Origin of the sequence: Paenibacillus alkaliterrae (genome assembly GCF_021532375.1) — a bacterium.
Lineage (GTDB): Bacteria > Bacillota > Bacilli > Paenibacillales > Paenibacillaceae > Pristimantibacillus > Pristimantibacillus alkaliterrae.
The window spans coordinates 253090-276336 of sequence record NZ_JAKGAP010000002.1; the positions used below are offsets into that span (position 1 = coordinate 253090).

23 protein-coding genes are annotated in these 23247 nt (G+C 47.6%); 21 read left to right on the plus strand and 2 right to left on the minus strand.

The features are described from left to right. Window positions 1–112: 112 nt before the first annotated feature. The 18 genes from yfmF (at window position 113) to pduL (ending at window position 17873) form a co-directional block, all read left to right on the plus strand. Entirely contained in the window at window positions 113–1387 is a 1275-nt protein-coding gene (yfmF, locus tag L1N85_RS01315; RefSeq protein ID WP_235234057.1) for an EF-P 5-aminopentanol modification-associated protein YfmF, read from the plus strand. A 3-nt stretch (window positions 1388–1390) separates the two neighbouring features. Continuing rightward, on the plus strand, window positions 1391–2677 hold the full coding sequence (yfmH, locus tag L1N85_RS01320) for an EF-P 5-aminopentanol modification-associated protein YfmH (protein WP_235234059.1): 1287 nt from the start codon (window positions 1391–1393) through the stop codon (window positions 2675–2677). Then, window positions 2674–3420, plus strand: coding sequence for an elongation factor P 5-aminopentanone reductase (gene ymfI, locus L1N85_RS01325; protein ID WP_235234061.1), 747 nt, complete (start codon window positions 2674–2676; stop codon window positions 3418–3420). Before yfmH ends, ymfI begins: the two co-directional genes overlap by 4 nt. Before the next feature lie 109 nt (window positions 3421–3529). After that, window positions 3530–3781: a DUF3243 domain-containing protein gene (locus L1N85_RS01330; RefSeq protein ID WP_235234063.1), complete on the plus strand. Its 252-nt coding sequence runs from the start codon at window positions 3530–3532 to the stop codon at window positions 3779–3781. 193 nt (window positions 3782–3974) lie between these two features. Beyond that, window positions 3975–4742 carry a DUF3388 domain-containing protein gene (locus L1N85_RS01335; RefSeq protein WP_235234065.1) on the plus strand — a complete coding sequence of 256 codons (768 nt, stop codon included), beginning with the start codon at window positions 3975–3977 and terminating at the stop codon, window positions 4740–4742. A gap of 18 nt (window positions 4743–4760) precedes the next feature. Beyond that, window positions 4761–5699: a helix-turn-helix domain-containing protein gene (locus tag L1N85_RS01340; RefSeq protein ID WP_235234067.1), complete on the plus strand. Its 939-nt coding sequence runs from the start codon at window positions 4761–4763 to the stop codon at window positions 5697–5699. A 30-nt stretch (window positions 5700–5729) separates the two neighbouring features. Continuing rightward, window positions 5730–6224, plus strand: coding sequence for a YajQ family cyclic di-GMP-binding protein (locus L1N85_RS01345; RefSeq protein WP_235234069.1), 495 nt, complete (start codon window positions 5730–5732; stop codon window positions 6222–6224). Between the two features lie 161 nt (window positions 6225–6385). Further along, window positions 6386–6961 (plus strand): CDP-diacylglycerol--glycerol-3-phosphate 3-phosphatidyltransferase, encoded by a 576-nt coding sequence (gene pgsA, locus L1N85_RS01350; RefSeq protein WP_235234077.1) that lies wholly within the window; start codon window positions 6386–6388, stop codon window positions 6959–6961. A gap of 93 nt (window positions 6962–7054) precedes the next feature. Beyond that, the gene (locus L1N85_RS01355; RefSeq protein ID WP_235234078.1) at window positions 7055–8302 is read left to right on the plus strand and encodes a competence/damage-inducible protein A; all 1248 of its coding nucleotides are present in this window, start codon (window positions 7055–7057) and stop codon (window positions 8300–8302) included. Window positions 8303–8514: 212 nt separating this feature from the next. Continuing rightward, complete coding sequence (recA, locus tag L1N85_RS01360; protein ID WP_328285130.1) at window positions 8515–9567, plus strand: recombinase RecA; 1053 nt, start codon at window positions 8515–8517, stop codon at window positions 9565–9567. An 83-nt stretch (window positions 9568–9650) separates the two neighbouring features. Continuing rightward, window positions 9651–10355, plus strand: coding sequence for a regulatory protein RecX (locus L1N85_RS01365; RefSeq protein ID WP_235234080.1), 705 nt, complete (start codon window positions 9651–9653; stop codon window positions 10353–10355). A gap of 180 nt (window positions 10356–10535) precedes the next feature. After that, entirely contained in the window at window positions 10536–12080 is a 1545-nt protein-coding gene (gene rny / locus L1N85_RS01370; RefSeq protein WP_235234083.1) for a ribonuclease Y, read from the plus strand. 88 nt (window positions 12081–12168) lie between these two features. Then, on the plus strand, window positions 12169–12963 hold the full coding sequence (locus tag L1N85_RS01375) for a TIGR00282 family metallophosphoesterase (protein WP_235234084.1): 795 nt from the start codon (window positions 12169–12171) through the stop codon (window positions 12961–12963). Window positions 12964–13101: 138 nt separating this feature from the next. After that, window positions 13102–13362, plus strand: coding sequence for a stage V sporulation protein S (locus L1N85_RS01380; RefSeq protein ID WP_006036664.1), 261 nt, complete (start codon window positions 13102–13104; stop codon window positions 13360–13362). Window positions 13363–13472: 110 nt separating this feature from the next. Beyond that, complete coding sequence (locus L1N85_RS01385) at window positions 13473–14414, plus strand: dipeptidase (RefSeq protein WP_235234086.1); 942 nt, start codon at window positions 13473–13475, stop codon at window positions 14412–14414. 184 nt (window positions 14415–14598) lie between these two features. Then, entirely contained in the window at window positions 14599–16356 is a 1758-nt protein-coding gene (locus L1N85_RS01390; RefSeq protein ID WP_235234088.1) for a 2-oxoacid:acceptor oxidoreductase subunit alpha, read from the plus strand. Continuing rightward, window positions 16334–17200 carry a 2-oxoacid:ferredoxin oxidoreductase subunit beta gene (locus L1N85_RS01395; protein WP_235234090.1) on the plus strand — a complete coding sequence of 289 codons (867 nt, stop codon included), beginning with the start codon at window positions 16334–16336 and terminating at the stop codon, window positions 17198–17200. The genes L1N85_RS01390 and L1N85_RS01395 overlap by 23 nt, the downstream gene beginning before the upstream one ends. 94 nt (window positions 17201–17294) lie before the next feature. Next, entirely contained in the window at window positions 17295–17873 is a 579-nt protein-coding gene (gene pduL / locus L1N85_RS01400; RefSeq protein WP_235234357.1) for a phosphate propanoyltransferase, read from the plus strand. 82 nt (window positions 17874–17955) lie between these two features. Here pduL and L1N85_RS01405 read toward each other — a convergent pair whose 3' ends face one another. Then, window positions 17956–19461 (minus strand): DHA2 family efflux MFS transporter permease subunit, encoded by a 1506-nt coding sequence (locus tag L1N85_RS01405; protein WP_328285132.1) that lies wholly within the window; start codon window positions 19459–19461, stop codon window positions 17956–17958. Between the two features lie 172 nt (window positions 19462–19633). Between L1N85_RS01405 and L1N85_RS01410 the strand changes: the two genes are divergently transcribed. From L1N85_RS01410 to L1N85_RS01420, 3 genes are all read left to right on the plus strand, one after another. Further along, the gene (locus L1N85_RS01410; protein ID WP_235234098.1) at window positions 19634–20236 is read left to right on the plus strand and encodes a TetR/AcrR family transcriptional regulator; all 603 of its coding nucleotides are present in this window, start codon (window positions 19634–19636) and stop codon (window positions 20234–20236) included. A 68-nt stretch (window positions 20237–20304) separates the two neighbouring features. Next, window positions 20305–21897 carry a tRNA (N6-isopentenyl adenosine(37)-C2)-methylthiotransferase MiaB gene (gene miaB, locus L1N85_RS01415; RefSeq protein ID WP_235234113.1) on the plus strand — a complete coding sequence of 531 codons (1593 nt, stop codon included), beginning with the start codon at window positions 20305–20307 and terminating at the stop codon, window positions 21895–21897. A gap of 23 nt (window positions 21898–21920) precedes the next feature. Next, window positions 21921–22433, plus strand: a complete 513-nt coding sequence (locus tag L1N85_RS01420; RefSeq protein WP_235234121.1) for a RicAFT regulatory complex protein RicA family protein — start codon at window positions 21921–21923, stop codon at window positions 22431–22433. A 96-nt stretch (window positions 22434–22529) separates the two neighbouring features. On the opposite strand, the gene L1N85_RS01425 is transcribed toward L1N85_RS01420, so the two are convergent. Continuing rightward, window positions 22530–23144, minus strand: a complete 615-nt coding sequence (locus L1N85_RS01425; protein WP_235234123.1) for a biotin transporter BioY — start codon at window positions 23142–23144, stop codon at window positions 22530–22532. Window positions 23145–23247 lie beyond the last annotated feature (103 nt).

Sequence of the window (23247 nt, forward strand, 5' to 3'; positions counted from 1 at the left end):
CCTAGTGCAGCAGTGGTTGCTTCTTCCATTTCCTATAGGTTAGAATGGTATAGGGAATTGTCAATTGGAATAGATTTACTCTATAACGTGCCGTCAGAAAGGAGCAAACCGGGTGACCCAATTCGAAAGAGGACAGCTGCAGCGAATTCGCCTGCATGTGCTGCCGACAAAACGATTCAAAACGTTTGCGATTTCCATGTTTGCAGGTTTGACGCTTGACGAAGCAACGGTAACGCCTGTTGCGTTAATTCCCTTTGTTCTAAGAAGGGGAACCGCTGATACTCCGGAAACGATTGCATTTCGCGAGAAGCTTGACGATTTATATGGAGCAGGCTTTGGTTTCGATGTATATAAAAGAGGAGATTCGCAGATCGTCCAATTTCGCATGGATGTAATAAATGAAAAATTTGTTTCCTCAAATCAATCGCTGCTTGCAGCATCCCTTCATTTTTTGGGCGATGTTATTACCGATCCTCTAATCGATAATAACGGATTCCGTGCCAAATATGTGGATGCTGAAAAAACAACCTTAAAGAAAAGGCTGGAGTCGATCGTAAACGATAAAATTCGTTATGCCGCAGAGCGCTGCCTTGAAGAAATGTGCGCAAATGAGCCATACCGCTTGCATCCGCTTGGGAAACTGGAAGAAATAAATGCGATAACGCCAACATCCTTGTATGAGCATTATAAGGAATGGCTGGATAATGCGGCTCTTGATCTGTACGTAGTGGGTGATACTACGCTTGATGAGGTCTCCCAGCTTGTAAAATCGGCATTTAAGGTGAATGAAGGTGCTCCTTCGCCATATGTTCGACCAAAGGTAGACCATGTGGTCAAAGAAGTGAAAAAAGTTACGGACCGTATGGAGGTAAGTCAAGGCAAGCTGAATTTAGGTCTCCGAATAGGTGTCGGTTACGATGATGATGCCTACCCGGCAGCTTTAATGTATAACGGCATACTGGGCGGTTATCCGCACTCGAAGCTGTTTCTGAATGTTCGCGAGAAGGAAAGCCTTGCTTATTACGCTGCATCCCGGCTAGATGGCCACAAAGGGATTTGCACGATTCAATCGGGGATCGAGTTTGCAAACTACGATCGCGCGGTTGCTATCATTCAGGCGCAGCTGGAAAGCATGAAGCAGGGCGAACTATCGGAATTGGAACTCGATCAGACGAAAGCGATGATTTCCAATCATCTTCGTGAGCTTCAGGATTCCGCGTATGAAATGATTGCTTACGATTTTAACAGTGTGCTTACTGGCAAGCAAAGAAGCGCGCAGCAGCTGCTCGAACAAGTTCAAGCGGTTACCGCGGCGGATATCGTCAAGGTTGCGGAGCGTGTACAGCTTGATACGATTTACTTTTTGCGCGATCGAAAGGAGGCATAACGTATGCAAACCCTTAATTATCCAAACGTGCAGGAAACGTTATACAGGGTTGTGCTTGATAACGGTCTAGAAGTTATCGTGCTGCCGAAGGAAGGCTTCAATAAAACCTATGCGACCTTCTCCACAAAATACGGCTCGGTGGACAATCGGTTTTCGGTCGGAAATCAGCCGCCGGTTCAAGTGCCTGACGGCATCGCTCATTTTTTGGAGCATAAAATGTTTGAAGAGCCAACGGGAGATATTTTCGCCGTATTTGCATCTCAAGGGGCATCCGCGAACGCGTTCACAAGCTTTGATCGAACGGTATATCTGTTTTCCGCAACCGAGCAAATTAACGAAAATTTAGAAACGCTTATCAATTTTGTTCAAAATCCATATTTTACTGATGCCAACGTGGAGAAGGAGAAAGGCATCATTGAGCAAGAAATTAATATGTACCGGGACAATGCAGATTGGAGAGTGTACTTTGGGCTCATTGATGCGCTTTACCATGAGCATCCGGTTCATATCGACATAGCTGGTACGGCAGAATCTATACGACAGATCGACAAGGAAACGTTGTATCGCTGTTATGAAACCTTTTACCACCCCTCCAACATGCTGCTGTTCGTAGTCGGAGGAGTGAAGGCTGATGAAGTGTTCGAACTCATTCGCGCAAACCAAGCCGGTAAATCGTTTGAGCCGCAGGGTGAAATTAAGAGATACTTTGAGGAAGAGCCTGCTTCCGTTAAAATAACACGCAAGGTAACAGAGCTTCCGGTATCCTTGCCTAAATGCATGATGGGCTTCAAGGAAAGGCATGTTAACCTCACAGGTGAAGCGCTGCTCCGTCAAGAGGTAACTACGAAGCTGATGCTTGATGCTTTGATCGGACCTAGTTCGAAGCTGTACCAGCAGTTGTACGAAAATGATCTGATTTCCGATTCTTTCGGGCATGAGTTTAATTCGAGCAGCGGCTATGCTTTTTCGGTCATCGGAGGCGACACGCCAAATCCGGATGAACTACTAAAACAATTTCGGTCGGCAGTTGAAGATATATTGAAGACCGGTATCGAGCCAGCGGCATTCGAAAGATCGAAGCGCAAAAAAATCGGAGGCTATTTACGGATGTTGAACTCCCCAGAGGCAATCGCCGGTGAATTTACGAGATATCGGTTCCGTGACAGCAATATGTTCGATGTGCTCGATTTTTATGAAAGCTGTACGTTGGAAGACGTCAATCAAAGACTGCGCGAGCATTTTGACTTTAATCAGCTTGCTGTGTCTATCGTGGAACAGCCCGCAAAATGAAAACCTTGCAGCAAATGACGGTATTAATTACGGGGGGGAGCCGCGGCATCGGGGCAGCGATAGCGAAACGTTTTGCTGCGGAAGGAGTTAGTATCGTCATTCATTATTTAGAATCTCATGAGAACGCTAATGAAACGGCACGCACTTGCATGGCTTTAGGTGCCAATGTGTTAACGATTTCGGCAGATTTGCGTTCGAAAGAGCAGCTTGAACGGATGCGGGAGAAGCTGGAGAGCCATAACATGCTGCCCGACATTCTCGTAAACAATGGCGGAATTTCGCATTACGGCATGCTTATGGATGTTTCGGAGCAAGAATGGGATGACGTTATGGCTGTCAATCTGAAAGGGATGTTTCTTTGTTCTCAGCTATTTATGCCGAATATGATTGCACATAAATACGGACGTATTATAAATGTTTCATCGATTTGGGGGATATCGGGCGCATCCTGCGAGGTGCTGTACTCTACGACAAAGGGCGGTATGAACGCTTTTACGAAGGCGCTGGCTAAAGAACTGGCGCCTACAGGCGTTACGGTAAATGCCGTGGCACCAGGAGCAGTAGAGACCGAGATGCTGAATGGCTTCAATGAGGAAGAGAAGGCTGCGATCCAGCAAGAGATTCCCTTAGGACGTTTCGGCTCGACGGATGAAATCGCTTCGCTTGTCTATTTTCTGGCGTTGCCTGAATCGTCCTACATAACGGGACAAGTAATAAGCCCTAATGGCGGATGGTATACTTAGACAAAGGTGCAGGCTTATAAAGGACAAGCTTACTGCATAATTTGCTTTGCTTTGAGACAAAATAATGACTGTTGATGATTCTTTCCAAACCCTTAGGAGGCGAAGAAACATGTCAACTGTCCTTTCTAATTTTGCGACATGGAAGCATTTTTTGGCAGAACGCGTTTCGCAAGCGAAGAAAGCCGGAATGACGGAAGATACCATTTCGAGTCTGGCTTACGAAATCGGCAGCTTTCTCGATGAGAAAGTAGATCCGAAAAATGAGGAAGAGCGGGTGCTGAAGCAGCTGTGGGATGTAGGCGATGAGTCGGAGCGCAAGACGATTGCTGCCTTGATGGTCAAGCTCGTCCAAAAAACCTAGCTGAACAAACGCACAAAAAAGGCATTTTCGTCAACAGAAGCAGAAGCAGGAGAGCCTCCCTACTAGGAGGCTTTTCTGCAATGTTTCTTTTTGGGTTGCAGGATTGTGACGAAAATTGTAGAATTATGTTTTATGACGTACATATCCATCATTTACTTACGTCGATATGAAAAGGCCGAGGACGGTGACAGCTTTGGAGTCGAAACAATGGTACATGGAATACAAAATACATAAGAATCGCCCCGGATTACTTGGAGATATCGCCTCACTGCTTGGGATGCTTGAGGTTAATATCATGACGATTAACGGTGTTGAGGACCGCACCCGCGGCATGCTTCTGCAAACGGACGATGACGAGAAAATCGAGTTGCTGGGCAAGATGCTTCAAAAGGTTGATAATATTACTGTAAACAAACTGAGAACGCCTACAATCGTTGATATTTTGGCCGTACGCCATGGACGTTATATCGAGCGCGACTCGGATGATCGGAAAACTTTCCGTTTTACGCGCGATGAACTCGGTATTTTAGTTGACTTTCTAGGGGAAGTGTTTAAGCGTGACGGTAATCAGGTTATAGGATTAAGAGGTATGCCCCGGGTAGGGAAAACCGAATCCATTATTGCCGGCAGCGTATGCTCAAACAAGCGTTGGACATTCGTATCCTCGACACTTCTTAGACAGACGGTCAGAAGTCAGTTGTCAGAGGAAGAGATGCAGCCAAATAATATCTTCATCATTGACGGGATCGTTAGTACGATTCGTTCCAACGAAAAGCATTACGGCCTGCTGCAAGAAATTATGGCCATGCCTTCAACGAAAGTAATCGAGCATCCGGATATTTTTATCAAGGAATCTAATTTCGACTACAGCCATTTCGATATTATCGTTGAATTGCGGAATACGCCAGATGAAGAAATATCATATGAATCATTCACTGCTAACTATACAGACGATTTCTAATCGGAAGGAGGCCGTCTTATGTCTGAATTAGGCGCATTGCTTCAGAGGGCTAGAGAACAGCGCGGTTTATCGCTCGATGATATTCAAGAAACGACAAAAATAAGAAAACGGTATTTAGAAGCGATCGAGAGCGGGGATCATACGATACTTCCCGGTCCTTTCTATGTGCGGGCTTTCGTGAAAAACTACTCGGAGGCAGTAGGGCTCGATCCCGATGAGGTGCTTCGGTTGTATCAGCATGAGGTGCCTGCGGCACCTGCCGAGCAGACAGTCGAGCCGATTACGGTAAGAGCTCCCCGTCGGGTAAAGTCACAGTCTTCAGAGAGACTGGGCAAAATAGGCTTTAACGTGATGATGTGGTCTTTCCTCATTCTGATCGTTGTCGTTGTCTGGGTATTTGTTATTAATCGTGAAACGGACGAGCCCAAAACAGTTGATCAAGACACGCCAATTACGGAGGCGTCTGAGCCTCCTGCTGCAATTCAGGAAGAGGAAGAGGAAGAGGAAGAGGAAACAACGAACATTAACGGTACTCCGGACGTTGACCCTGCCACCCCTGCGCCTACGGAAGCGCCAACCACCGTTACGTTCGGCAGCAAGGTAGGCAAAGCAGATCAATATGATATTGGTCCTCCCGGAAGCGTACATAAGGTCGAAATTAAAGTGGTTGGCGGTAAAAATTGGATAGAGGTGCGCGCAGGCAGCAATACAGGCGAGAAGCTGTTTTATGCTAATGCTGAGGACGGCGAGGTACAGTCCTATGACTTGACCGGTCCGATCTACATCAATGTAGGACGTTCTGATTTCAGTGAAATTACGGTGAATGGCGTATTGGTGCCTGACGGTGACCGCGCGGGATCAAAGAAATTGCTGCTTACGCCTGTTGAAGCCGGCAACGAAGCGGCAGACGGGACGAATGCAGAAGTGAATGCCGCAGAACAAACAAAAACCGAATAGGCATTAACTGTAACAAAGGAGAGGGATGTAATGGCTTCAGAAAATGCTTTTGATATTGTATCCAAGGTTGACTTGCAGGAGCTTGCTAACGCGATTAAGCAAGCTGAGCGCGAGATCGAAACGCGCTTTGATTTTAAAGGAAGCAAGAGCAGCATTGCGCTGGAGAAGGAAGATTTGGTAGTAGCTTCAGAGGACGAATATAAGCTGAAGAGCGTTCTGGATATTTTATTGTCCAAGATGGTTAAACGCGGGGTACCGATCAAAAACTTGGATTACGGAAAAATCGAAGGCGCTTCCGGGGGAACGGTTCGTCAGCGCATTAAACTGAGACAAGGCATCGAGCAGGACGTATCCAAAAAAATCAATATTTTAATACGCGATTCGAAGCTGAAAGTAAAAAGTCAAATACAAGGTGACCAAGTGAGAGTATCGGGCAAGAGCCTTGATGATTTGCAAGCGGTTATGAAGCTGCTGAGAGAAGCGGATTTGCCTGTCGAGCTGCAGTTTACGAATTATCGTTCGTAAGAAATGAAGCTTCGTTTCATTGCATTTTGTGAAACGAGGCTTTTCGTTTTGGCCTTTTATTTGCGGAAATGCAACGCAGCTCCATCTTTTGACACGTGAATTGGCATGTATTATACTTGGTTAAATAGCTTTGAGGTTGATCGATTTAAGGAGGGAATTGCATGAATCTGGCGAACCGAATTACTTTAGCCAGAATATTTTTGGTGCCGGTTATTATGTTTTTTCTGCTTATCAAATTGGATTTGGGGTCGGTCAGTTTCTCGGACTTCTCCATTACATACAACCAAATCGCAGCGGCACTCATCTTTATTGTGGCAGCAAGCACAGACGGATTAGACGGTTACATCGCACGGAAGAACAAGATCGTAACGAATCTAGGCAAGCTTCTTGATCCGCTTGCGGACAAGCTGCTTGTAGCAGCGGTGCTCATCTCGCTTGTAGAGATGGATAAGCTTAATGCTTTAATTGCGATTGTCATTATTAGCCGCGAATTCGCGGTAACGGGGCTAAGGCAGGTTGCGCTTCTTGAAGGCTCCGTCATGGCAGCAAGCAAATGGGGCAAATGGAAAACGGCGATTCAGATTACGATGATCATCGCGCTTCTAATCAACAATTTTCCGTTCGCCTTTATCGACTTCCCTTTCGATGCGATTGCAAGCTGGGTGGCGGCTATCATTACCGTATACTCAGGGATCGACTATTTTGTAAAGAACAAGCATTTAATTCCGGTAGAATAATTGCGAAAAAAAGCATCTTTCCGTCAAGCGGGAGGGTGCTTTTGCATATTTTTAAATGAACCAACCCATTTCGCTTAAGAAGGGAACAACAGAATGAAAGCAGAAATTATTGCAGTCGGGACAGAGCTGCTGCTTGGTCAAATCGTAAATACGAACGCACAATTTTTATCGCAAAAGCTCGCAGAGCTAGGAGTTGATGTTTACTTCCAAACCGTAGTTGGAGATAATGCGCAGCGGCTGCGGCAAGCGATCGAAATTGGCCGGAGCCGGTCGGATTTGCTCGTTTTTACAGGAGGTTTAGGACCCACCCAGGATGATTTGACCAAGGATGTGCTAGCCGATTTTTTAAACTGCGAACTTATCATTCACGAACCGTCGATGTCGAAGATCGAGCAATTATTCCATTCCAGAGGAATTCATATGGTGGAGAGCAATCGTCGGCAGGCTTTGATAATCGAAGGCGGGGAACCTCTCGAGAATACGACCGGCTTAGCTGTAGGCAATGGTTTATTTGCCGGGGGTACGCTATATTTGCTCCTCCCCGGACCGCCGAAGGAAATGAAACCGATGATGGAGGGGGCCGGCGGGGAGTGGCTGCGCTCCAAACTGGGCGAACGGCAGCCGCTTTATTCCCGTATATTGAAGTTTGCTGGAATCGGGGAGTCCAATCTGGAGGCAAAGCTGCTTGATTTGATCGACGGCCAGGTTGATCCGACCATAGCTCCTTACGCGAAGGAGGGCGAGGTTGCTATCCGCGTTTCGACAAAAGCGAATTCCGCCAGCGAAGCCGATCACAAAATCGATGCGGCCGTGGAGAAGATCAAAGAAAGAGTTGGCGAATTTTTGTATGCTCAGAATGATATACCTCTCGAGGCGGAAGTCGTACACCTCCTGAGAGCCTCACGTCGTAAGCTGGCGAGCGCGGAGAGCTGCAGCGGAGGATTGCTAGCGGAGCTAATTACAAATGTTCCTGGGAGCAGCGGAGAGTATTTAGGCGGGGTCGTGACCTATACAAACATGATGAAGCATCGCTTGCTTAGCGTCCCGATGACACAGCTCGAGGGCGAAGGATCCCCTGGAGCTGTCAGCGATTCAACGGCAGCTCTAATGGCGGAGCGCGTCAGAGAGCTTGCGGACGCTGATTTTGGCGTTTCACTCACAGGAGTAGCGGGACCTGCAGAGTCGGAAGGCAAGCCGGTGGGACTCGTATATTTCGCCATTGCCGAGCGCGGGAAGGCTGCTGATGTGCATACTTTGCATTTAAGCGGTGACAGGTCCATTATCCGGCTGAGGGCTGTCAAGGCGACCCTGTATCGGTTGTGGCAGAGATTGAAAGACTAGTCTTCAGAAAAAAGTATTGTAAAGTTCTGCATGGAGAGCTATACTTGAACCTAGTTATCGGAAGAACCGTGGCGAAGATTACTTTGCTGCGGTTTTTTTATGTCCATTTGACAGGTTGGAATAAAAGGCGAATGTATGTTCGAAAAAAATGCTTGGCAACTCGTTAGAAACAAGGTATCATAACATTATAAACAAAAAAGGATGTGAGTTTCTTGTCGGATCGTCGCGCTGCGTTAGAAATGGCTTTACGTCAAATTGAGAAGCAATTTGGTAAAGGCTCCATCATGAAACTGGGTGAATCTACACACATGCAGGTAGAGACCGTGCCTAGCGGTTCACTTGCTCTAGATATTGCATTAGGAATTGGCGGATTGCCGCGAGGACGCGTTATCGAGGTATATGGACCGGAATCCTCCGGTAAAACAACGGTTGCTCTGCATGCCATCGCCGAGGTGCAACGCATTGGTGGACAAGCTGCATTTATCGATGCGGAGCATGCGCTTGATCCTTCTTATGCTGGCAAGCTAGGCGTTAACATCGATGAACTGCTGTTATCACAGCCTGACACTGGCGAGCAGGCTTTGGAAATCGCCGAAGCGCTGGTTCGAAGCGGAGCGGTTGACATCATCGTTATTGACTCGGTTGCAGCACTCGTACCGAAAGCGGAAATCGAAGGCGATATGGGGGATTCCCACGTAGGACTTCAAGCTCGTCTTATGTCGCAGGCGTTAAGGAAGCTGTCAGGGGCAATTAGCAAATCGAAGACGATCGCGATCTTTATCAACCAATTGCGCGAGAAGGTCGGCGTTATGTTTGGCAACCCGGAAACAACCCCGGGCGGACGCGCGCTTAAGTTCTACTCGAGCGTACGACTTGATGTCCGCCGCATTGAGACTTTAAAGCAAGGCAATGACATGATCGGTAACCGCACACGAATTAAAGTTGTGAAGAACAAAGTGGCTCCCCCGTTCAAACAAGCAGAGGTCGATATCATGTACGGCGAGGGCATATCCAGAGAAGGTACCCTTGTTGATATCGGTGTGGAAATGGATATCGTCCAGAAGAGCGGCGCGTGGTTCTCCTACAATGGCGAACGTCTAGGTCAAGGTCGTGAGAACGCAAAGCAATTTTTGAAAGATCATAAGGATACGGCTGAAATTATTGAGAAGCAAATTCGCGAAGCGAGTAACCTGTCCGCAGCTGCAACACAAGCTAATTTCAAAGCTGAGGAAGAAGACGATGAAGAATTCGAAGATTTGGATTAATCGATAACATTTTAATATAGTGAACAGAGCTTCGCCGTTCCGTCTGGGACGGCGAAGCTCTGTTTATATAGGATGTACGGGGTGTGGTCACGATCGAATTAAATGATGCTGAACAATGGATGGTCCTTTCCGTTCGACCAGATAAAAAGGAACGAAGATTGTATCATTTATATGCGAAGCCAGAAGAACCGCTATTATCGGTGCACGAAGACATCCTGATTCGATATCGTTTGATGAAAGGACAACAGCTTTCCGTAGATCAGATCGAAGAAATTCGGAAGGAAGATGAACGATACCGCGCTTACGTGCTGGCAATCGGGTATCTTGGCGCGAAACCGAGAACGAGAAAACAAATCCAGCAGTACTTGCTTCGCAAGCTATTTGAAGAATCGAATATTCAATATGCGCTGGACCGTTTAGAAAGGGAGCATATTGTGGATGATGAACAATATGCACGTCAATTTGCTGCGGGCAGAATGAGAAGCAGCTTAAAGGGCCGCAGATGGATCAAACAGGAGCTGCAGCAAAGAGGCGTGTCGAAACAGGCTGCAGCTGAGGCGACCGATGCACTGGGTCGGGAGGATGAATTAGCAGCGGCAAAGTGTGCCGCGGACAAGAAATGGCGGTCTTTAAAAGGGGAACCCTTGGATAAAAAACGCAAGCTGATGGGATATTTAATGCGCAGAGGGTTCCCTGGCGATATCGTAAAGGAAGCCATAAAGAATGTCGAGGCGGACGATGCAGTTGATCCTTTCGACGACGAAGATGGGCTTTTGCTTGACAATTGATTTTATGAAAAGATAAAATGAGGTTGTATTCCTTCTACTTTGAATCAATTTTCCTTCCAAAAGTTGATTCAAAACGATTATTTTCGTCAAATTAGTAATTGTTGAAACGGTATTGAAGCCGGTTGAAAACCTAATATCATCCCAAGCAGTGCCTTGGTATGCAGCAAGGAGGTGAACAAGATGCCTAATGAGGTCATTTGGATCTTGATCTGTCTCTTTGTTGGCGCAATTTTCTTTGGGATTGGTTATTTTATTCGAAAGTCGATTGCCGAGGCTAAAATTTCGAGTGCTGAGCAAGCAGCTGTCCAAATCGTAGAAAATGCGAAGAAGGAAGCGGAGGCCCAGAAGAAAGAAACCGTGCTAGAGGCAAAAGATGAAGTCCACAAACTTCGTTCCGAAGCCGAGAGAGACATTCGTGAGCGACGCAACGAGGCTCAACGTCAGGAAAGACGTTTGCTCCAAAAAGAGGAGTCGTTGGATAAAAAGTTAGAAGCGCTGGAACGCAAAGAAGAGTCTGTAGCCAACAAAGAAAAACGGATCGATGAAACGCAAGAGCAGATTGATTCCATTTATAAGCAGCAGCTTAGTGAATTGGAGCGCATATCCAGCTTGACAACGGAAGACGCGAAATCGATTATTTTATCCAATGTTGAGCAAGAAGTACGACATGAAACAGCACAAATGATTAAAGAGATCGAGCAGCAAGCGAAAGAAGAGGCCGATAAGAAAGCGCGCGACATTATTTCGTTAGCCATTCAACGCTGTGCGGCTGATCATGTGGCTGAGACGACGGTTTCCGTCGTTACCCTGCCAAATGAAGAAATGAAGGGCCGTATTATCGGACGTGAAGGCCGAAATATCCGTGCTTTGGAAACATTGACCGGTATCGATCTAATCATCGACGATACACCGGAAGCGGTCATTTTGTCTGGTTTCGACCCTATCAGACGCGAAATTGCCCGCACTTCTTTGGAGAAGCTTGTAGCTGACGGTCGTATCCATCCTGCCCGCATTGAGGAAATGGTTGAAAAATCTCGTAAAGAAGTGGACGAGCGCATCCGTGAATACGGGGAGCAAGCGACTTTCGAGGTTGGTGTTCATGGCTTGCATCCGGATTTAATCAAGATTCTGGGACGATTGAAATATCGGACAAGTTATGGCCAAAACGTATTGAAACACTCCATGGAGGTCGCTTATCTGACGGGCTTGATGGCAGCGGAGCTTGGCGAGGACATTACGCTGGCGAAGCGCGCCGGATTGCTTCATGACATCGGTAAGGCGCTTGACCATGAGGTGGAAGGCTCGCACGTTGAAATTGGCGTGGAGCTAGCGAAGAAGTACAAGGAGCATCCTGTTGTTATTAACAGTATTGCCTCCCATCACGGCGATACGGAGGCAACGTCCGTTATCGCGATGCTTGTAGGAGCGGCTGACGCTTTGTCGGCTGCGCGTCCGGGTGCTCGCCGTGAAACGCTTGAAACGTACATTAAGCGTCTGGAGAAGCTAGAAGACATCTCCGAGTCGTTTGACGGCGTTGAAAAATCGTATGCGATTCAAGCAGGCCGCGAAGTGCGCGTCATGGTGCAGCCTGACAAAATCGACGATACGGAGGCATTCAGACTCGCACGAGACATTACGAAAAAAATTGAGAGTGAGCTCGATTATCCGGGACACATCAAAGTTACGGTTATTCGTGAAACTCGAGCTGTCGAATATGCGAAGTAGTAACCCAATTATATATGCATTTCAGAAAAGTGGCTGCTTGTCAGCCACTTTTCTGTCTGAAAAGAGCGAAAAAAGGAAGTGTCCGAGCATGAATGTGTTATTTATTGGCGATATCGTAGGCAATGTAGGAAGAAATGCCCTTAAGCGTGTACTGCCTGCACTAAAAAGTAAATATAACCCTCACATCATTATTGTGAATGGCGAGAATGCCGCTGCCGGAAGAGGTATTACGGCAACTATAGCTAAGGAATTTTTCGAATGGGGCGTCCATGGGATTACGATGGGCAACCATACGTGGGATAATAAAGATATATTTGAATGGATTGATGAGGAGCCGCGACTTGTTCGTCCGGCGAATTATTCGCCGGGTGCTCCCGGACAAGGAATGGCCTTTATCAAAGCGAACGGGAAACAGCTTGCCATCATTAATCTGCAGGGACGTACCTTTCTTCCTCCGATCGATTGCCCATTCCGCAAAGCCGATGAATTAATCGAAGAAGCAAGCGAAAGAACCAAAAATATATTAGTCGATTTCCATGCGGAAGCAACGTCGGAGAAAATCGCTATGGGCTGGCATCTCGATGGCAGGGCATCGATTGTGCTCGGCACGCATACCCATGTGCAAACGAATGATGATACGATATTGCCTGGAGGGACGGCCTACATAACGGATGTAGGGATGGTCGGCCCGAAGGAAGGCGTGCTTGGGATGGAGAGAAATGCTGTACTGCATAAATTCATTACGCAGCTGCCGGTACGGTTTGTGGTGGATGAAGGGAAATGGCATTTACATGCGATATCCGTTCTGTTGGATAATGTGACCGGACAAGCGCGGAAAATCGAAAAAATTCGTCTAACGGAAGACGAATGGCTGTTGATGTGATGCTTTGAATCTTCGAAAGGTTCCGACAATTCAGAATAGTTCGCGCATTGGCTGGAATAAAAGCAGGAATTTTTTAACCTCTCTCGAATACTATTTAAAAGTGGAATCCATCCAACAGTCCAAGGGGAGGTTCTTTTTATGGATGTATTAAAAGTTTCAGCAAAGTCCAATCCAAATTCCGTGGCAGGCGCACTGGCTGGTGTCCTTCGTGAGCGCGGCGGCGCAGAGCTCCAAGCCATTGGGGCTGGTGCATTAAACCAAGCAATTAAGGCTGTAGCTATCGCTCGTGGATTTGTCGCTCCCAGCGGGGTGGATTTAATTTGTATTCCAGCTTTCACAGACATTGTCATTGACGGCGAGGACCGAACTGCAATCAAATTGATTGTTGAGCCGCGGTAGCTGTTAAGATAAGCGGAAACGAAGCTGCTGGAAGAATACGTTAATTGATCGCCTGTTTACGTCGTAGACAGGTTTTTTGCTGCGAGTACAAAGAATGGCGGTGTGTACGAATGAAAATAGTTGATTTCCATTGCGATGCGCTCTGCAAGCTGCTGCTAGATAAAGAGTTAACGTTTAAAGACAGTAAGCCAGGTATATTAGATGTTACATATGAGCGCCTGAAGGCCGCTGGAACCGTACTGCAGACATTTGCAATCTATATTCCGCAATCGTTGAACGGTCGCTTAGAACCCATTCTGGAAAGCTTGGATCGGTTTCATCAATTGGTATTAACTTGCGAAGACATGGCCTTCGTAAAAACGTCAAAGGATCTGGAAGCTTGTTTAAAGCAGGGTAAAATTGGGGCGCTGTTATCATTAGAGGGCGTAGACGGCATTCAAGGCCAAATATATATGCTGCGAATCTTATATCAACTAGGCTTGCGTGCCGCAGGTCTGACCTGGAATCATGCGAATTGGGCGGCTGACGGTGCGATGGAGCAGCGCGGAGGAGGTCTGACAGAAAAAGGGCGGCGCTTTGTAGAAGAATGCAATAATTTGGGTATACTATTAGATGTATCCCATTTGTCAGAGCAAGCGTTCTGGGATGTCGCAGAGCAGTCCTCGAAGCCGATTGTCGCTTCCCACTCTAATGCTAAAGCGATATGTGACCATCCGCGGAACTTAACCGATGAGCAAATAAAGCGGATCATAGCGATGAAAGGCATGATAGGGATTACTTTCGTGCCGTGGTTCGTTTCAAAAGAGGATATCGTAACCGTGGACGATCTGATCCGGCATATCGAGTATATTTGCGAGCTCGGAGGAGAAGCGCATATTATGCTTGGCTCCGATTTCGACGGCATAGACCGGTACATAAGCGGCCTGACTCAACCGATGGAGCTTCCAGTTCTGCGGGATGCGTTGTTAAAACGTTATTCGGCGCAGCAAACCGAGCAAATTATGTCTGCCAATGCACTCCGGTTTCTGGACCAACATTTGCCAAACGAATGATATGACATTCAATCTATTTCCGATATGGAATTGATCGAAACAAACTATGCTTTTATTAAGCGTTTACATCTTGATTTTTAGCGGTCCGCAACTTAAAATTGTTGTGACTGTTATGACTTTTATTATATAATTGTTTGATGTTGTCGAATATTTGCACGTTCTAGAAAAAGAGGAGATGGGCATTTTGATCAGTCAATTGTCTTGGAAGATCGGGGGACAACAAGGGGAAGGCGTCGAGAGTACGGACCGGATCTTTTCCACGGCGCTTAATCGCTTGGGCTATTATTTATATGGATATCGGCACTTTTCTTCGAGAATCAAGGGCGGACACACAAACAATAAAATCCGCATAAGCACGAATCCGATTCGTGCGATTTCCGACGATTTGGATATTCTGGTAGCATTCGACCAAGAAAGCATCGATTTGAATGCAAAGGAATTGCGCCTCGGCGGTGTGGTTGTCGCGGATGCGAAATTTAATCCCACAATTCCTGATGGTATAGAAGCGAGATTGTTCGCTGTGCCGATTACGGCAATGGCGGAGGAGCTTGGCACATCATTGATGAAAAACATGGTTGCATCCGGAGCATCTTGGGCGCTTCTCGGATTGCCTCTGGAAGTGTTTAACAAAGCGGTCGAAGAAGAGTTTGGACGCAAAGGCGCAGCTATCGTTGAGAAAAATATTGAAGCCGTTAAACGCGGTGCCGAGTTTGTCCTTGAGCTAGCGGGAGGACCGCTTGATGAATTTAAGCTTGACGAAGCGGACGGTAAGCAAAAGCTGTTCATGATCGGCAACGAAGCCATTGGTCTTGGCTCTATTGCAGCAGGCTGCCGCTTGATGGCTGCCTATCCAATTACACCTGCCTCCGAAATCATGGAGTATTTAATCAAGAAGCTTCCAAAATTCGGTGGTACAGTCGTACAAACCGAGGATGAGATCGCTGCCGTAACGATGGCGATCGGAGCGAACTACGCAGGTGTTCGTACCATGACGGCGTCTGCCGGTCCTGGTCTTTCACTCATGATGGAGGCAATCGGCCTTGCAGGTATGACGGAAACTCCGCTAGTGATAGTCAATACACAACGCGGCGGTCCTTCTACAGGTCTTCCAACGAAGCAAGAGCAATCCGACCTGAATGCGATGGTTTACGGAACGCACGGTGAAATTCCGAAAATCGTTATCGCGCCTGCATCGATTGAAGACTGCTTCTACGATACGATCGAGTCCTTTAACCTTTCTGAGCAATATCAAGTTCCAGTCATTTTAATGACGGATTTGCAGCTGTCGCTGGGTAAACAATCCTGCGAGCCGCTTGACTATGGAAAAATCGAAATTAAACGCGGCAAGCTGGTTTCTGACGTTCCGGCACTTGAAGGGCATGATTTGTTCAAACGTTACGAGCTGACGGAAGATGGCATTTCTCCGCGTGTATTGCCAGGAGAGAAGGGCGGTCTGCACCATGTAACGGGCGTAGAGCATGATGAAGTTGGACGGCCCTCCGAGAATGCGTTGAACCGTCAAAGCATGATGGATAAGCGTCTTAACAAGCTGAACGATATGTACATCCGCGATGCGATCCGCGTTGATGCTCCGCATGAGACGCCTGATCTGTTAACTATCGGCATGGGTTCAACCGGCGGAACGATCGATGAAGCTAGAAGACTTCTTGATGAGGAAGGCGTGACAACGAATCATGTGACGATTCGTCAAATTCACCCATTCCCTACCTCATTATTGATGCCTTACTTGCAAAAAGCAAAAAAAGTGATCGTCATCGAAAATAACGCAACCGCTCAGCTTGCATCCCAAATTAAGATGAATGCCGGCTTTGCAGAGAAAATCAAAAGCTTGCTCAAGTACGACGGTAATCCGTTCCTGCCTTCCGACGTTCACAAAGCTTGTAAGGAGTTGAGTTTAGATGGCAACATTCAAAGAGTTTAGAAATAATGTTAAGCCAAACTGGTGCCCGGGCTGCGGAGACTTCTCTATTCAAGCCGCTATCCAACGCGCAGCAGCTAACGTCGGATTAGAACCTGAGCAGCTGGCCGTCATTTCCGGAATCGGCTGCTCCGGACGGATCTCCGGCTACATTAATGCATACGGCTTCCACGGTATTCACGGTCGCGTACTTCCAATTGCACAAGGGGTAAAGCTTGCGAACCGCGAGCTTACCGTGATCGCTTCCGGCGGAGACGGAGACGGCTTTGCGATCGGTATGGGCCACACGGTCCATGCGATTCGCCGTAATCTGAACGTGACGTACATCGTCATGGATAACCAAATTTACGGTTTGACGAAGGGTCAAACTTCACCGCGAAGCGCGGAAGGCTTTAAAACGAAATCGACTCCCGAGGGTTCGATCGAGTCCACGCTTTCGCCGCTTGAGATTGCAATGTCCGCTGGCGCAACATTCGTAGCGCAATCGTTCTCCAGCGACTTGAAGCAGCTTACAAGCCTGATTGAGCAAGGTATCAAGCATGAAGGTTTCTCGCTTATTAACGTTTTCAGCCCATGCGTAACCTTCAACAAAATCAACACCTACGATTGGTTCAAAGAAAATATCGTGAGCCTGGAGCAATTTCCGGAATACGATCCATCGAACCGCGTACTGGCTATGAATAAGATCATGGAAACGAATGGCATGCTTACTGGTCTTATTTATCAAAATACGACACGCAAGTCTTATGAGGATCTCGTGACAGGCTTTAAGCATGAAGGATTGGCTAAGCAGGATATGATGATAACGCCTGAGGAATTCGACAAGCTTGTTGCTGAATTTAGATAAGTGGTATGATAGAAGCATATAGCCATTTGGCTGTATGCTTTTTTCTTGACGTATGCAGAACTATATCTATTCGTAGCAGGAGTGTGGCAGAATGATACATAAAGAAGTGCCTGTCGGAGTATCGGCGAGACATATTCATTTGTCAGAGGAGCATGTTGAAATTTTGTTCGGCAAGGGCTATTCTTTAACGGAAATGAAGCCATTGTCGCAGCCAGGTCAGTACGCTGCGAACGAAACGGTGGCCGTCGTAGGACCGAAAGGGACGTTCGCGAAGGTAAGAATACTTGGTCCGACGCGTAAACGTACACAGCTCGAGGTATCGCGTACCGATGCTTTCGCGCTAGGGGTTAATGCTCCCGTTCGTGAATCCGGCGATATTGCAGGGTCGGCTGGCATTAGGCTTCAAGGGCCCGCAGGAGAGGTTGAGATTGAAGCAGGTGTCATTGTGGCGGCCAGACATATCCACTTCCATACGAGCGATGCTGAGCGTTTTGACATTGCGGATAAACAAAGGCTGAGGGTGCGCATTGGCGGTGATCGCGGACTCATTTTTGAAAATGTAGTAGCACGCGTATCGGAGCAATACGCGCTAGACATGCACATTGATACGGATGAGGCGAATGCAGCCGGCGTGAAAAACGGGGACACGGCTGAAATTATGGAGAAGATTTAACAAACAAATAGGGTGAACAAATGAAAGCTGCTTCCCATTCGTTTATTGGACGATTGGAAAGCAGCTTTCTGTTTAAGTATTCTTAATGGCCCATCATCATGGACACTTCAGGCTTTTCACCTGTACTAGTGCTTTGCTCCAGCTTCGGTCTGCGCAGCAATAATGCAACAGCAGCACCAATGATGGAGATAGAAGCTAGAATAAAGAACGTATCGCCGTATGCGGAGTAAACCACATTCGGTCCAGTGCTATTCGTTCCGTAATGCTCCATCCGGCTCGCAAGAATAGTAGACAAACCAGCGATCGCGAACGAGGTCATCACCTGCTGAGCAGCAGCAGTGAGCGAAGTAACGCGGCTGACAAGCTCTCTTGGAGCGGATTGCATGATGTGCGTGTTAAGCGGCATCATCGATAAGCCCATTCCGGCGCCAAGCATGGCCAGAGGTATCATAAGCGTCAATAGCGTCGTATCAGCGGAAATTTGGCTAAGCATGAAGCCTGCAAGAGTTACGATCGCCAGACCTGTAATGACAACGGGACGGGCACCGAAACGGTCAAACAGCTTTCCGCCGATCGGCATGAAAATACCTGCTGCAAGCGCTTGAGGAAGTAAGATCAAGCCGGTATTGAAGGCGGAGTAGCCTTTAGCAATTTGCAGGAAAATCGGTACAAGGAACAGCGTGCCGAATAAAGCGATTTGCACGATCCACTGCAAAATGATCCCCCGGGTGAAGTTGCTTGATTTGAACACGCGAAGCTCAAGCAATGGCTCCTTGCGGCTGAGTTCAACGATAATGAAAATGATTAGTGCTGCACCGCCAACGATCATACCTGTCAATGCCTCTGGGGAGGTCCATCCGTTTCCGCCGCCGCCTTCGCCGCCGCCGGCAGAGCTTACGCCATACGCGAGCATGGCGAATGCAAGCGGAGCAAACAGCATGCCTAAGAAGTCCAACGCGGGAACGCGCTTCCGCTCAATGTTAGGCAGCGTGCGAAGGCCGACGATAACGGCAACGACTCCGATCGGCAGGTTAATAATGAAAATCCAGTGCCAGGATACATAATCAATGAGCCAGCCGGCTACGACAGGACCAAGAGCAGGAGCCAGCAGCATCGGAATACCGATCATGCCCATTACCGCACCTTGTTTGCCTGGAGGGCTAAGTCTGAACGTAAAGGCCATTGCGATTGGGGCCACCATTCCGCCTCCAAGACCTTGGATAACCCGGAATGCGATAAGCTGCTCGGCCGTAGAGGCCAAGGCACAAAGACCTGATCCGATGGTGAACATAATAATCGAAAACAGAAATACTTGCTTGGCTCCGAAGCGGTCGGACATCCAGCCAGCCAGCGGTATGACGGCCGCTTGCGCAAGCGCATAACCCGTGATCGTCCATTGCACGAGCGTCATGGAGCTTTTGAAATCGGCCATTAAACCGGGCATGGCGACGTTCATCGCCGTACCATCCAAAATAACCATAAACATCCCGACGATAATCGCGATGAGCGGGGCAAGGATGTTGCGAATCGACATCGGGTCGCCTGTTGGTGCTTGATTTGAAGCTTGAGCCATTTGATTTCCTCCTATCCGTGTATAGGGGTCTATACTTCGCGATTGTTGACCTGCCCTTGTATGTCAGGCTACAATAAAAGATGACCGCAACTATGTGCGGACAATTGTCCGCACTACTGAATGATAATGACGAAAGACGGTATTGTCAATCGTTAATTTTGTTCATGCGGAAGAAGGAGACAGGACGATGACTACACCTGAAGGCAGCAGAACGAAACAAGAACTCAGCAAAGAGATATTGCGCACAGCTAACGACTTGTTTACGGAGCATGGGGTAGAATCGGTCAGCATGCACCAGATCGCCAAATCGGTTGGCATTGGACAAGGCACCCTATATCGGCGTTATTCGAACAAAGGCGATTTGTGCATGGATATGATGAAAGAGAATTTCGAGATTTTCATCAACGAGATCGACGAATACTTATTGAAGGAAGCACAAAAGCCTGTTCATGAACGGTTGAGCGGCGTGATGCGCAGGATTATCGCATTTTTAGACCGAGAATCGAAATGGCTTGGCGTCATGCAGTCTTATAATAGAGCAGAAGATCACAAAAACGATTTTTTTCAATCGCCGCCGTATTTATATTTGCATAGTGTTCTAAGTCGGTTATTTCGAGAAGCAGCCGAGAAAAAGCTCGTCCATTCGATCGATCCCAACTATGCGGCGCATTCTTTTATTTCGGTGCAGTCACCGCATACGTACAGGCAGCTTCGGCAAGTCATGGGCTATACCTGCGAGGAAATCCAGGACCGTTTTTGCAGCATGTTTATTGACCCCCTGTTTCGTTAACTGGTATAATACTGAATTGGGCTATATAAAGCATGAACGATTTGTACCTATAAGGAAGTGAATAGGCAATGACGGATAAAAGCAACCGTATCGCGACGGACAAAGGGCCCGAGCCGCAAAAGGATTACTCGAAATATTTTGATTTTAGCGACGCGAAAGTGCTTGATCAGGATGAGAACTCCACGACCTACCGCATTAAGGGAAGGATCGTAAACATAAATTCGACGCCAAGCCATAAGGATGAGAAAAAACGGGGCAAAGAGGACATCGAGGTGCATTACGACTTCTCGATTCCGGAGGAGCTGCGGACGATGGGCGCCGGCAAGCATTATTTGATTCAAACTTACGGCTGCCAAATGAACGAGCATGACACCGAGGTCATGAAGGGCATGTTCGAGGAAATGGGCTATGCGGCAACGGAGGATCGCAATCTTGCCGATGTCATTCTGCTTAATACATGTGCGATTCGTGAAAATGCAGAGGACAAAGTATTCGGCGAGCTTGGCCATCTGAAAACGTTAAAGACCGAGAAGCCGGATTTGCTGCTTGGCGTATGCGGCTGCATGTCGCAGGAGGAGTCGGTTGTCGGCCGTATTCTGCAAAAGCATGCGTTCGTCGATATGATCTTTGGCACGCATAACATCCATAGACTGCCGCATCTGCTGCAAAACGCTTATTTCAGCAAAGAGCTGGTCGTCGAGGTATGGTCCAAGGAAGGCGACATTATCGAAAACATGCCGAAGAAGCGCGAGGGGATGCGGGCTTGGGTCAACATTATGTATGGCTGCGATAAGTTCTGCACCTATTGCATCGTGCCTTACACGCGCGGCAAGGAGCGCAGCCGGCGTCCGGAGGATGTCATAGCAGAGGTGCGGGATTTAGCCCGTCAAGGGTTTAAGGAAATAACGCTGCTAGGTCAGAACGTGAACGCTTACGGCAAGGATTTCGAGGATATTAGCTATCGTTTCGGCGATCTCATGCAAGACATGTCCAAAATCGATATTCCGCGTATCCGTTTTATGACGAGCCATCCGCGCGATTTCGATGATCATTTGATCGAGGTGCTCGCGACCAGGGGGAATTTGGTCGAGCATATCCATTTGCCCGTTCAATCCGGCAGCACGGAAATCTTAAAGCGGATGAGCCGCAAATATACGCGCGAAATGTATTTAGAGCTTGTGGACAAAATCAAACAAGCGATTCCGGACGTCATGCTTACTTCCGATATTATCGTAGGCTTTCCGGGCGAAACGGACGAGCAGTTCGAGGATACGATGACGCTCGTGCAGGAGGTGGGCTTCGATTCCGCATACACCTTCCTCTACTCGCCTCGTGAAGGAACGCCGGCTGCGGGAATGGAAGACAACGTGCCGTTAGAGGTGAAGAAAGCACGCCTGCAACGACTGAACGCACAGCTGTCTATCAATGCCAGAGAGAAGAATGAGCAGCTGCGCGGCCAAATCGTAGAGGTGTTGATAGAAGGCGAAAGCAAAAATAACGCGAATGTCTTGTCCGGACGGACGCGTACGAATAAATTGGTTCATCTCGAAGGACCGAAGGAATGGATCGGACAGTTCATTCAAGCGAAAGTAACCGAAGCGCAAACGTGGTATATCAAAGCGGAAGCGATAGAACAAAGCGCACAAGAAGCCGTTAGATAACGGCATAACAGGAGAGATGACAAATGGCAGAGCAGCAAACGGCAGGAAATTTATCGGAGCAGCACCACCATGAGCAAAGTCAAGATGGTGATCATACGCATGGCGGCGGATGCGCGATTCCCAGCTTTAATACCCGTGACTTGATTGTGAAAGAGGACATCCAAAAGAAAGCAAAAGAACTGGCCGACCTTATCTTCACGTCGGAGGAAGTGCAGCACTATCGCCGTGCGGAGCAGCAGATCAATGGCAACGAGCGTATACAGCTATTGATCGGCCAAATTAAAAAGAAGCAAAAAGAAGTGGTAGCCTTCGAAACGACCTTCAAAAATGCCGATATGGTAAAAAAAATAGAAGGCGAAATGGAAGCTCTGCAGGATGAACTTGACGGAATTCCGATCGTTTCGGAGTTCCAGCAAAGCCAATCTGACATTAACTACTTGCTGCAGCTCGTAATCTCTATCGTTCGCGACACCGTTTCGGAAAAAATAAATGTTGAGGATGCGTCTGCGCCGGATCCGGAGGAATGCATCGAATAGATTGAACTTATTAATAGTAAAAAAAACGCTTATGCCGAATGAGAAGTATCATTTCAGGCGATAAGCGTTTTTGGCGTTGACGGTTAAGGTTGCGTGTTAAGCGTCGAAAGAAGTTTTTTGTGCCTTGCGGCTGACTGTTGACGTTCGAATGTGGACGATGTAAGGTGTTAAAGAGATAGCCAGAACCGCACCGGCAAGCGACTTAAGAGCGTCGCCGATTATGAATGGATAAAATCCGGCGGTCATCGCTTTCGTGAAGGTAAATCCCGTTATATGCATAAGCCAAGGTATACCTGGCACATAAGCAAATAGCGAGCTGAATAATTCGAACATGATGAAAAATGAGAGGAATGCAGCAACCTTATTTGTTTTGGCGTATGCGCCGCGTAGAAAGGTCCCAACTGCAAGGCTTACGAATAACGCGCAAAATGGGAAAGCGAAAATAAATCCGCCAGTAGCTCCAGTCAAGTAGGCAATACCGCCAGCCCCGCTAAATAACGGCAGACCAAATGCCGCAAGGATAATGACGACAAATATGCTTAGAAAGGCATTGCGCGGCGTAAGAAATAGACCGGCCAGCGCAACGGCCAGCGTCTGCAGAGTGATGGGTACAAACGATCCGCCAAGCTTGATCGTTAATGAGCTCATAACAATGAACAGCGCAGCGAATAAAGCAATGAAGACGAGCGATCGAATGTTGTTGGTTGGCATGATAGTGAACGACTCCTTAATGTAGTTGCGAAATAATTGTTAACCATTTATGTTATGATCAAGTTAACAAATCGAATTGTAGCATAGCTATTGGTTTTCGGGA